Origin of the sequence: Vibrio sp. 10N.222.48.A3, from assembly GCF_041475345.1 — a bacterium.
Lineage (GTDB): Bacteria > Pseudomonadota > Gammaproteobacteria > Enterobacterales > Vibrionaceae > Vibrio > Vibrio tasmaniensis_A.
This window is the reverse complement of sequence record NZ_JBFRVX010000213.1, coordinates 1-11,653: the sequence shown is the minus strand read 5'-3', so window position 1 is coordinate 11,653 and position 11,653 is coordinate 1. Positions and strand designations below refer to the sequence as shown.

Below are 11,653 nucleotides of genomic sequence, written 5' to 3'. Positions count from 1 at the left end.
CTGTAGGGCAAGAAGACAAACCACGTCCGGCACTTGAGTCATACCTAATGAACGATTGTATTACGGGCAGTGAGTTAGTGGTGATTCCTGATGCTGGTCATATTAGTTCGCTAGAGCAACCAGAGTTTGTGAACACAATGCTGAAGACGTTTTTAGATAAACATCTGCTGTAAGCTTTAGATATTGAATAGTATTGCTCGACAGAGATTTACGTTGGTTTAAACGTATCTCAATTTAAAAATGGATCGGCTTAGACATGACAGTTTAAGCCGATTTTTTTTGCCCGAGTTTTGGTTCGCTGCCATCGAGTAGGCGGCGGATATTCTGATGGTGACGTAGGACGATCAAACAACACAACATGGCCACAGGCAGTGTGTATTGAGGTTTGACTAACCAAGCGTAGAAAGGTGCGAGCAACACAGTAACCAGTGCAGCTAAAGAAGAATAACGAAACAAAAATGCCACAACTAACCAGGTCGCCATGATCATGCCCGTTAGATCGAATCCAATTGGGGCGATAGCTCCGAGTGCGGTTGCGACGCCTTTACCACCTTTAAAGTGGAAGAATATTGGATACATATGACCAAGGCAGGCTGCGATCGCCACAACACCTAAAATGATGGGATCGATCTTGAGGTAGTAGCCAAGCCAAACAGGAATGGTGCCTTTAAGCATGTCACAAAGCAGGACGGCCGCAGCGGCGCCTTTGCCACCCACGCGAAGCACATTGGTGGCTCCGGGGTTATTGGACCCCACAGTTCTTGGGTCAGGAAGTCTTAAGACTCGGCATATCAAGACCGCACTAGAGATTGAACCTAGTAAATAGGCAGCAATAATCATGATGAGTGCCAATGGGGTCATGTTTTTCCTTAAACAGTTATAAGCCTAACGATGGGAAAATAATGCTCAATCTAAGAGTAATTGATATCATATCTGGAATTACGCAAATAATACGTTTTTTTCCCCGGTATGGGTATCCGACCTCTAAAAGGACAAGTCATGGCACTGGATAAAGTTTTCATTGAACAGCTAGAAGTAATTACAACGATCGGTGTTTACGATTGGGAACAAGAGATTAAACAAAAACTTGTGCTTGATATTGAAATGGCTCATGACAATCGCCCAGCAGGTAAGAGTGATGATGTTGTCGATGCTTTGGATTACTCGACAGTCAGCACTGCCGTACTTGACCACATTGCGAATGGCCGATTCCTATTGGTTGAGCGTGTGGCAGAAGAAGTCGCTGAATTGATTATGACTCAGTTCTCAGTGCCTTGGATTAAAATTCGTCTAGCGAAGCCTGGCGCAGTACCACAAGCAAAAGCCGTGGGTGTGATCATCGAAAGAGGTCAAGCATGACAATAGCCTATGTTGGTGTTGGCACGAACATAGACCGCGACAAGCATGCAAGGGTGGCATGGACAGAGCTTCAATCATTAGGGACTAACCTTAAATGCTCTAAGATCTATCACTGTGAGCCTGTGGGGTTTAAAAGCCACTCGTTTTATAACTTTGTGGTTGAGATCGATACATCACTCTCATTGACTGAATTTTCACAGCACCTCCGTGAAATTGAGTTTAAATGGGGTCGCCCTCAAGATGCCCATAAGCTTCAAGATCGAAAGCTCGATCTTGATATTGTGCTGTTTGGAGAGGTGGTTTCTGAGAGCGAGCCAGAATTACCACGCAGTGATATCTATAAATATTCTTTTGTAACACAACCACTTTATGATCTCTGTCCTGCGAGAGTGATCCCGCAAGATGGAAGAACCGTCAGTGAAATATGGCAGAATATGCAGCAATTAGACACACTCTCTGTTGTAGATATGAAACTATAATTTGAAGGCAAGTAATGAGTTATTTTGAAGCGTTTATGTTGGCGTTGGTGCAAGGCTTTACTGAGTTTTTACCTATTTCCAGTTCTGCACACTTAATCCTTCCTTCTGCTGTTTTAGGTTGGGAAGATCAAGGCTTGGCTTTTGATGTGGCTGTCCATGTCGGTACTTTGGCAGCCGTGGTTATCTATTTCCGTAAAGAAGTGGTCTCTCTGTTGAGCGCATTCTTTGGTTCAGTGTTTAAAGGCGATCGCAGTAAAGAAGCGAAGTTAGCGTGGATGATCATTCTCGCGACGATTCCTGCGTGTATCTTTGGTTTGTTGATGAAAGATATTGTTGAGCTTTACTTGCGCAGTGCATGGGGGATAGCGACGACCACCATTATCTTTGGTCTGTTGCTATGGTGGGTGGATAAGAACTCAAGCCTGCGTGATGACGAATACCAAGCGGGTTGGAAAAAGGCGCTGTTTATTGGTCTTGCTCAAGCAATGGCGATCATCCCAGGTACGTCTCGCTCTGGCGCAACGATTACCGCAGCACTTTACCTTGGTTTCACACGTGAAGCGGCGGCTCGATTCTCTTTCTTGATGTCTATCCCAATCATCACTCTGGCTGGTGGTTATTTGGGCCTGAAGTTAGTGACCAGTGGTGATCCAATCCATGTTGGTACTTTGCTAACGGGAATCGTGGTTTCTTTCATTAGTGCTTATATCTGTATTCACTTCTTCTTGAAGCTTATCTCTCGTATGGGTATGACGCCGTTTGTTATTTACCGCTTGATTTTAGGTTTTGGTCTATTCGCTTTCTTGATGATGCAGTAGCGCTCGACTTACGAAGACACATGTATGGTCCTACAGATTGAAACGGAAAAACCCGCCTAATAGCGGGTTTTTTGATACGTGTTTATCAATCTTCTAATGCTTAATTATCAGCGAGTTCAGATAGGGCCCTTTCAATTGCGACCGCTCTGCGTTTTTCTTGTTCTTCTCGAATATATTTACCTTGAAAACCATCGGCAATAATCGATTTCACTTCGACTTGAAGCGCTGCTTGGTAAGCCACTTCAAAACGCGCTTTCTGAGGGTAAGGCTGATCTTCTAATCCTTTTCGGCCTGCGTGATCGGCCTGGCAGCAAAGCAGTATATCGTCGAGTCTATCTGGCTTACGCCAAACATCGAATTTGTTGAGAACCTTGAGGAAGGTGGTTGGCTTTAGCTCGCCTGCACGGTGGATATTGGAATGCTGTTCGCACACTAACAGTGCGAGGTCTCTGAATTCATTGGGCACTCTGACTCTTTCACACAGCTTCTTAATGATTTTTAAGCCTGTATGGCAATGCATTTTGTGGCTTGGCCACTCGCTTTCTGGCGTGACGCCTTTACCTAAATCATGTACTTGAGCGGCAAAGCGTACTGGCAATGACTGGCTTAAGAGTGCTGCTTGTTTAGCCACCATCAGAGTGTGAATGCCCGTGTCGATCTCAGGGTGCCATTTTTCAGGTTGAGGCACACCAAATAGAGCGTCAATTTCAGGCAACACAACAGCTAATGCGCCACACTCTTTCAGTATAGAAAGGAACACTTCAGGGTGCGGAGTACTAAGAGATTTATGCCACTCCTGCCAAACTCGTTCGGCAGTGAGGTGTGCCAGTTCACCTGATTGCACTATCTCACTCATCATCACCATGGTTTCAGATGCAACCGTAAAGTTGAGATGATGGAGTTTGGCGGCGAAGCGAGCCACACGCAGCACACGAAGAGGATCTTCAACAAAGGCATCCGAGACGTGCCTTAGAATACGATCAGAGAGATCTTTTTGGCCATGGTAAGGATCGTAAAGTTGGCCATTGTCATCTTGAGCGATGGCGTTGATCGTTAGATCTCGACGCATGAGATCTTCTTCCAAACTCACATCTGGTGCAAAGTAACATTCGAAACCTGTATAACCCGAACCGGATTTTTTCTCAGTGCGAGCCAGTGCGTGCTCTTCTTTGGTTTTTGGATGTAAGAATACAGGGAAATCTTTCCCGACAGCAGTAAAGCCAAGGCTTTCCATCTCTTGAGGGGTACTTCCTACCACGACCCAATCTCTATCATAACTATCAATATTGAGCAGCTTATCGCGTACCGCTCCACCGACTAGATAGCGCTGTAGCCCATTGTCTTTTGGTAGGCTATCGTATATTTGCAACTTATCACCTCGAAATGTTTTATCACTGCTGGACTTTACTGCGAGCAATGGTACTTTCCATTAATCGTAATTATAGGGCAGCACATGTATAAGGAATATTTTGGCTTCGTTGAGATGCCATTTTCGATTGTACCAAATTCTCGCTATTTGTTTTTGAGTCAGCGTCACCAAGAAGCGATGCAGAACCTACAAGCCGGTTTAGGCGAAGGTGGGGGCTTCGCGATGCTTACTGGTGAAGTGGGTACTGGAAAAACAACGGTCGCCAAAGCGATGTTGTCATCACTCGATAATCAGACTCAAGCTGGCCTTATACTCAACCCTACGTTTTCCAATTCAGATCTACTTGAAGCTATTTGCGATGAGTTTGAGGTCGAATACCCTGAACAAGCGTCGTTGAAACAGCTGAGTCAGGCAATTCATCACTTCCTGCTTGATAGCCATGCTGAAGGCATTCAAACCTTATTGGTGATAGATGAGGCCCAACACCTTGCAGCTGATGTGTTGGAGCAGCTACGCCTTCTGACCAATTTAGAAACCGATAGTCGTAAGCTATTAAAGGTGCTGTTGGTTGGCCAACCTGAATTACAGCAACACTTACAAACCACACAGCTACGTCAACTCGCGCAGCGGATTACAGGTCGCTATCACTTACTACCTCTTAATATCGAAGAAACGGGTAAGTACATCGCGTTTCGTTTGGAAACGGCTGGTGGTGAGCAGATGTTGTTTTCGAATCGTTCAATCAAGCTTATCTCCCAATATACCCATGGTATTCCGAGGCTCATTAACTTGGTGTGTGATAAAGCGCTGCAATTGGCTTTCCATGATGGTGATAAATCACCGAGTAATGAAACGGTTAACCGAGCTTGTCAGCAGGTCATGTCCTTTCAGGCCGATGTGTATCACGTCGAGAAAACTCGTGCTACTCATGTAGTTCCAAAATTAATCCAATACGCGGGGATTGCCACATTAAGTGTCGGCCTTGTAATCGCGACCTTTAACTTCGCCCCAACCTATATTAGTTCATGGATGCCTGCGGATACTTCCAGTGAAGTGAAAACGGAAGTAGCGGCGAATACTCAACGCTCATTTGTGGCTGAAGCACCGATATTGGATGATAAATCTATATCGGTTCAAGATCTCAAGGCTTCGAAGTTTGCACTACCACAAGATGTTCAGAATCACTTAAGGCAAGGGAATAATCAAACGCTTGCAATTAGGGACCTATACACGCTTTGGGGGTATGAATCTTCGCTTCGTGATTGGCTATGTTTGAGTGAACAACAAAGTGTATTTGTATGTGAGCAACATCAAGCCAATTTAGAATATTTGATTGAACTTGGAGTTCCCGTGGTTCTTAATCTGGAATTAGGTCAAGAACCTGTGTTTGCTGTACTTTATGGCGCGTCTGAGGAGTCTGTTGAGCTCCTAGTCAACGAAAAGCTATTGGTGATGCCTAAGCGCACCTTAAAGCAAATTTGGCAAGGTGATTATGTCGCGATTTGGAAACAGCCGCTAAGAGAGACCCTGAAAGAGGGCTATCAAGGTGAGGCGGTTGCTTTACTTGATCTATTGCTTTCAGAAGTCTTGGGTGAAGACGTATCGGGCAGTGATGTATTTGACTATGAATTGAAAATGAAAATCGAAGCGTTTCAAACTTGGCAGGGTATGTCTGTTGATGGCATCGCAGGTAAGCGCACCTTAGCAAGGTTGCAGAGATTAGCTCAACTCGACTCGCCTAAGTTGATGTCATTAGAAGGAGGCGAAAGCTAATGTCACGTATTATGCACGAGCTTAAACAGTCTTCTAATAATAAACCTAGTTTTAAAGGTTACCAAAACCATCACGTGCCTAGTTCTGCTAGAGGGATTAGCAACAAACGAGGTTCATCGTTAACAATGGGACTGATCCTTGTCTTGGTGCCTTCTTTATTGGTGGGCGGCGTTCTGGCTTACCAGTCGCATAATCAACAGCAGCAGCAAGGCTCGGCTAGCCCCGTAGCTCTGCCTGAATCAAAGCTTCAATCAGACCTTGAGCCTCACATTGCCAGTGTGGATGCAGTGTCAGTGGATGCAGACGATGAAGCATTATTCTCTGTTCGCTCGGCACCGGTAAGCCAGCTTTTGAAAGCACTACCGCGTCAAGAGATACATGCAAAGATGGGCACCGACATCGGTAATATCGCTAGTGACTCAAAAGCGATATTGGCAAATGTAGATACTAGTAATCAAGCAGCAACGAATTTAGAGCCATTATCTATTGAACCGTCAGTTCAACCTGGAACGAATAATGATAATGCCACGCTGCAATCGGACCGTGATTTACTGAAAGGGTTAGACCTCACCGAGTTGTCACCCGATTTAGCGTTGAAGCTTGAATCAATGATGGGAGAGCAGTCGGTTTCATCTGAACCGATGGATTCTAGACCTGTGGGGAATATGGATTCTCAGGTCATCGATTTAGAAACACATGGCAATAGATTGTCTGGTGTATTACCTAAGTTAGACTTACAAACTCACATGTACTCGAGTAGCGAAACTAAGCGTTGGGTAAAAGTGAATGGACATGAAGTTGCTCAAGGGGAATGGATCGAGCGGGGTATTCAGTTGCTTGAGATTAAACCACAATCGGTAATCATTGAATTCAATCAGCAGAAAATAGAAATCCCAGCTTTGTATGAGTGGAAAGGTTAGTACTATCGATATTACTTACTGTGATTGATGTTAGCGCTGTGACTTGAATGATAAATCCAGACAAATAAAAAGGAGCACCTCGGTGCTCCTTTTTGATATTCGATACTGAACCTACTAGCAAATGCGAGGCTTACGCCCAGCCGTTTGGTGACTTTCTACGACGAGGCATGATGTGTGGCAGAACAAGGCCAAGAAGTAGACCAATACCAGCAACACCACCACCGTACATGAAGTACTTCAATAGTAAGTCATCTTTTTGAGTATCTAGCTTAGCGCGTAGTTGACGGTTCTCAGTTTGAGAGCTCGTTAGCTGTTGGCTAATCTCACTGTAGTTCTGCTCTAGTTCAGCAATCTGTTTGTTGCGAGAGTCTAGAGAGCTTGCGAGACCTGCTTTTTCGCTGTCAGCACTTTGGCGAGCATTCGCCAGTTTGCCTTTTACTTCAGAGAGTTCTTTCTCTAGCTTAGGCATGCGCAGCGCCATACTTTCTTTTGTGCTTACGAACTTACTCTCAACCCAACCTTTACGTCCTCGGCTATCTTGAACCTGAGTGTAACCCGTGCTCTTGTTAGTTTGCAGGTAGGTGATTTTCTCGCCGGCATCAATACTACCTATGATACGGAAAGTATTGTTTGGGCCAGAGTGCATATAAGTAAATAGTTTGTCAGCAATATAACGGTCTTGAGCAAAGGCAGCTGGAGCCGCAAGCATTGCGAACAAAACTAAGCTAATCAGTTTTTTCACAGTAAATCCTTTAACGATTCAAATTGAGTAGGCGTATGAGTCAGCCTCAATGAGCAAATAATATTTAGTTTTTTTATATGGTGCAACAAAGAAGGGAGGCAAAGCCTCCCTTTCTGTGCGTTTGAGTCAATAATGACATGGTATTTACATATCTTTACTGAAGCTCACCGTTTTCTGACGCTAATATTGACTAGCGTCAGGGCTATTACATAGTAAACATAGCCTGAATTGCGTAGAAGAATACAACAGCAAGTAGAGCACCTGCAGGTAACGTCACAATCCAAGAAGCTACGATGTTACGTACAACGCCTAGGTTTAAAGCTGCGATACCACGAGCAAAGCCTACACCTAATACCGCACCAACCAATGTTTGCGTGGTTGAAATCGGAAGGCCAGTACCAGAAGCAAGTACAACCGTACACGCGGTCGCTAGTTGAGCTGCAAAGCCACGGCTAGGAGTTAGTTCTGTAATACCAGTACCAACGGTTGCCATTACTTTATGACCCATTGTTGCAAGACCAACAACGATACCAATACCACCTAGTGGAAGAATCCACCATGCGATAGTGCTCTTACCTGAGATTTCACCCATGTGCTCAACCGTTGAAACAACAGCAGACAGTGGACCAATCGCGTTCGCAACGTCGTTTGAACCGTGTGCGAATGCCATTGCACAAGCTGTGATAACCATTAGTACGCTGAAGATACCTTCTACGCCAGTAAAACCGTGGTCTTCTTCGCGGTTAGCAAACTTCTTCTGAATGTATAAGTAACCGCCAATCATGACGACAGCAGAAACACCTGCAGCCCATAACCATGCTTCAGTACCGGTTAGATGAAGGCCTACGTGCTTAAGACCTTTCTTGATCGTTACAAGTGCAATGACCATTGTAGTAATGAACATGTATACCGGTACAAAACGCTTCGCATTGAATAGCGGGTTTTCTGTATCGAATATCAGTCGCTGGGCACTGACAAATATGAGATAGGCGAAGATACCGGAAATCAATGGTGTGACAATCCAACTTCCCACAATGCCTTGGACACTGTTCCAATCTACAGCTTCAGTACCCACAGACACACAAGCAAAACCGATGATTGCACCGATGATTGAGTGAGTCGTTGATACTGGCCAGCCCATGTATGAAGCTAGAAGTAGCCATGTACCAGCAGCTAGTAGTGCAGACATCATACCGTACACAAGTACGTCAGGTTGATCTGCAAACAGAGATGTTTCGATAACACCTTTACGGATCGTGTCTGTTACTTCGCCGCCCGCAAGGTAAGCACCTGCGAATTCAAAGATCATTGCGATAATGATCGCTTGTTTAACGGTTAGAGCTTTAGAGCCTACTGAAGTGCCCATTGCGTTCGCAACGTCATTTGCACCAATACCAATAGCCATCAAGAAACCGAAAGCTGCTGCAACAATAATCAGGACAGTGCCGTAGTTAGCAAGGATATCCATCGTAATACCTAGTTGTTTGATAACAAGCGGAACAAATTTAGACGCAAAAAACCGCTCAGCGAGAGAAATACTCAGCGCATAAGTGGTTTGTTCAAAAAATGCTCTTCGTTATATAGTTAACGTATGATTTAAGATCGAGAAAGCATTACTTCAAGACGAGCGCCTACACGCTGTGCTTGATCTGCAATACCACCAACCCATTCAAGAATTTTGTATAAGAACATGATATCAACTGGATTCAGACCATCTTCAATCGCCATTAGTTGTTGGCGTAGTTCGATCTGCATCGCGTCCGTGTCATCTTCAATTACATCTAATTGATGAATCATTTCAGCAACGAGTGTTACTTCACGGCCTTTAAAGCCCGTTTCAAGTAATTCGTCTAGTTCATTGATTACGTTTTGTGCTTGGTTCGCTGCATCTAGACAACGTTTAACGTAAGCGATGAAGTTTTCTTGCATAGGAGCAGGAATGACAAGTTGACGACCATATACACGGCCAGCAATGTCTTTCGCTAGGTTTGCTAGTTTGTCTTGTTGAGTTAATAGCTCCAACATATCGGTGCGATCAACTGGCATAAACAAACCGCGAGGAAGTTTAAGGCGAATTTCACGTTTTAGTACGTCAGCTTCTTTCTCAAGGTGAGAAATTTGAGCTCGAATTTCTGATGCTTTCTCCCAGTCACCTTTTGAAGAAACTTCAAAGAAATTAACTAGGTGAGAACAACATTCGTTCACGCATACTACGTGACGCTGCAAAGGTTTAATTGGGGACTTTGCAAATAACCCCATAATTGTATTTACTGGCATGGTCATCCAACCTAATAAATAATAACCTTAAAACAACATACACCATATTCATGGTGAAATGTTAAGCGATGGCTACAAAGTCGCGCATGTTAACCTAATCAATGTCTCATTAAAACTGTTTTAGATCATCATAAGGGCGATATTTCTGACTTGCTGAGTTTTCAAATTGGCAATATCCTGTCCCTATCTTCACAGAAAGGTATAACTATGGAAACCGAGATAGAACTGAAGTTTTTTGTTTCTCCTGATTTTTCAGAGACTTTACGCAATAAAATTGCTGAAACTAAAGTACTTCAGCACAGTTGTCGTGAGCTAGGTAACATCTACTTTGACACCCCCGATAACTGGTTACGTAAGCACGATACTGGCTTGCGCATTCGACGCTTTGATGACGTATTTGTACAGACCGTAAAGACGGCTGGTCGTGTGGTTGCAGGCCTGCATCAAAGGCCTGAATACAATGCAGAACATGACAGCAATGAACCTAAGCTAGCCCTACATCCAGAGGACATCTGGCCAGCGGGCAAAGACATCGAAACGCTGGAAGCTGAGTTGACTCCTCTATTTTCTACCAACTTCACACGTGAGCAGTGGTTGATTGGTATGCCTGATGGCAGTCAAGTCGAGGTCGCATTCGATCAAGGTTTTGTTGAATCAGGCGAACTGCAAGAACCGATTTGTGAAGTCGAATTGGAACTTAAGTCCGGTCAAACAGATGCTCTGTTTACACTGTCTCGTCAATTCTGTGAACAAGGTGGCATGCGTTTAGGTAATCTAAGCAAAGCCGCTAAGGGTTACCGCCTTGCTCAAGGTTATCAAGGAGATGAAGTCACTCCTTTGACCTTAGTTGATACTGCTAAAAGTGATACTGTTGAATCGTGTTTCATTCAATCTTTAGAGCATGCTCTCGCTCATTGGCATTATCATGAGCAGATCTTCACCGAGCGCCAATCCATTGAAGCGTTACATGAGATCAGTCACTCGCTGAGTTTTATTCGTCAAACCTTCACCATCTATGGTGGCATTGTCCCAAGACGCGCGAGTGCCATTTTACGCCAAGAGCTTAAGTGGCTTGAGCAAGAACTCGACTGGCTAAAAAGCTATGACCACTTCGAAGATTTGCTCGAAGATAAAGGCCACGTACTGCGTAAATTGGATGCGCGTAAGTTTTTGGTCGCTGAACTTAAAGAGATGCAAGAGCAACTTCCCGATCGCGAAGAACTGCTTACCTTGTTGAGCTCTGCTCGTTACACTGGTTTGTTGCTAGATCTGAGTCGCTGGATCTTGTCTCGTGGCTGGCAACCATTCTTAGACGAAAAAGCACGTGAACAAATGGCACGTGGTATCGAATGGTTTTCGGTTAAGCAACTCGATCGCACATGGGCCGACTTGATGGAAGCTTTCCCGCCAGAGCGAGTGATGACTAGCCAAGCGTATATTGAACAGCAATATCGTTTGATGAGAAACCTATATTCTGGTGTTGGTTTCGCGAGTTTGTATGATGACGATGAACGAAACAGTTTCCGCTTGCCATGGGCCGATATGGTGCAAGGTATTGACGATTTGCTGGCACTTAAAACATTAGAGCCTTTGACTGAGAAGTTAGAAGGCGATGAGAAGGTTCAGCTAGAGCGTTGGTTAGCTCGTCAAGAGGTGTCTATTCTGCATGCGATGGAACAGACACGCCAAATAAGTGTAGAAGTTGAGCCGTATTGGCAAGACTGAGTTTCATAACAACATGAAATTGAAAATAGGGCTTCGGCTCTATTTTTTTGTTTGTTGTTCCAGCTTTTCTAGTCGTTCGAGAATTTTCTGTTGTTGCTCAATGATCTTCTCAAGGTGCTTCTCTTTGTTTTCAGCTCGTTGATTGTCATGGCGAGTTGGAGAGGTGATCAAAGAAGTAATCAACCCTGAAA

General features: G+C 44.4%; 11 protein-coding genes and 2 pseudogenes. 7 read left to right on the top strand and 6 right to left on the bottom strand.

Going from position 1 to position 11,653, the window contains the following annotated elements; translation table 11 throughout:
- Positions 1–173 (top strand): annotated as a pseudogene (locus AB4653_RS07475) (alpha/beta fold hydrolase); the annotation flags it as partial.
- 91 nt (positions 174–264) lie between these two features.
- On the opposite strand, the gene plsY reads toward AB4653_RS07475, so the two are convergent.
- Positions 265–861: a glycerol-3-phosphate 1-O-acyltransferase PlsY gene (plsY, locus tag AB4653_RS07470; protein WP_009847793.1), complete on the bottom strand. Its 597-nt coding sequence runs from the start codon at positions 859–861 to the stop codon at positions 265–267.
- Positions 862–999: 138 nt separating this feature from the next.
- Between plsY and folB the strand changes: the two genes are divergently transcribed.
- From folB to AB4653_RS07455, 3 genes are read left to right on the top strand one after another with little or no spacing between them, the layout of a single operon-like run.
- A complete protein-coding gene (gene folB / locus AB4653_RS07465; RefSeq protein WP_004735969.1) occupies positions 1,000–1,359 on the top strand; it encodes a dihydroneopterin aldolase in 360 nt (119 codons plus the stop codon).
- Positions 1,356–1,838, top strand: a complete 483-nt coding sequence (gene folK / locus AB4653_RS07460) for a 2-amino-4-hydroxy-6-hydroxymethyldihydropteridine diphosphokinase (RefSeq protein ID WP_009847792.1) — start codon at positions 1,356–1,358, stop codon at positions 1,836–1,838. Before folB ends, folK begins: the two co-directional genes overlap by 4 nt.
- A gap of 14 nt (positions 1,839–1,852) precedes the next feature.
- Positions 1,853–2,656 carry an undecaprenyl-diphosphate phosphatase gene (locus AB4653_RS07455; RefSeq protein WP_009847791.1) on the top strand — a complete coding sequence of 268 codons (804 nt, stop codon included), beginning with the start codon at positions 1,853–1,855 and terminating at the stop codon, positions 2,654–2,656.
- A gap of 100 nt (positions 2,657–2,756) precedes the next feature.
- On the opposite strand, the gene AB4653_RS07450 is transcribed toward AB4653_RS07455, so the two are convergent.
- Positions 2,757–4,073: a multifunctional CCA addition/repair protein gene (locus AB4653_RS07450; protein WP_009847790.1), complete on the bottom strand. Its 1,317-nt coding sequence runs from the start codon at positions 4,071–4,073 to the stop codon at positions 2,757–2,759.
- 36 nt (positions 4,074–4,109) lie between these two features.
- Between AB4653_RS07450 and AB4653_RS07445 the strand changes: the two genes are divergently transcribed.
- Entirely contained in the window at positions 4,110–5,798 is a 1,689-nt protein-coding gene (locus tag AB4653_RS07445) for an ExeA family protein (protein ID WP_009847789.1), read from the top strand.
- Positions 5,798–6,718: a general secretion pathway protein GspB gene (locus AB4653_RS07440; protein ID WP_009847788.1), complete on the top strand. Its 921-nt coding sequence runs from the start codon at positions 5,798–5,800 to the stop codon at positions 6,716–6,718. Before AB4653_RS07445 ends, AB4653_RS07440 begins: the two co-directional genes overlap by 1 nt.
- A 130-nt stretch (positions 6,719–6,848) precedes the next feature.
- On the opposite strand, the gene AB4653_RS07435 is transcribed toward AB4653_RS07440, so the two are convergent.
- The 3 genes from AB4653_RS07435 to AB4653_RS07425 all read right to left on the bottom strand — a co-directional run bounded on the left by AB4653_RS07435 (position 6,849) and on the right by AB4653_RS07425 (position 9,737).
- Positions 6,849–7,460 carry a TIGR04211 family SH3 domain-containing protein gene (locus AB4653_RS07435; RefSeq protein WP_017098289.1) on the bottom strand — a complete coding sequence of 204 codons (612 nt, stop codon included), beginning with the start codon at positions 7,458–7,460 and terminating at the stop codon, positions 6,849–6,851.
- Between the two features lie 205 nt (positions 7,461–7,665).
- Entirely contained in the window at positions 7,666–8,928 is a 1,263-nt protein-coding gene (locus AB4653_RS07430) for an inorganic phosphate transporter (protein ID WP_012603189.1), read from the bottom strand.
- Between the two features lie 128 nt (positions 8,929–9,056).
- Complete coding sequence (locus tag AB4653_RS07425) at positions 9,057–9,737, bottom strand: TIGR00153 family protein (protein ID WP_029223984.1); 681 nt, start codon at positions 9,735–9,737, stop codon at positions 9,057–9,059.
- Between the two features lie 207 nt (positions 9,738–9,944).
- On the opposite strand from AB4653_RS07425, the gene AB4653_RS07420 reads away from it, so the two are divergent.
- Positions 9,945–11,462: an inorganic triphosphatase gene (locus AB4653_RS07420; protein ID WP_009848973.1), complete on the top strand. Its 1,518-nt coding sequence runs from the start codon at positions 9,945–9,947 to the stop codon at positions 11,460–11,462.
- Positions 11,463–11,501: 39 nt separating this feature from the next.
- Here AB4653_RS07420 and AB4653_RS07415 read toward each other — a convergent pair.
- Positions 11,502–11,653: pseudogene (locus AB4653_RS07415) on the bottom strand (ion transporter); the annotation flags it as partial.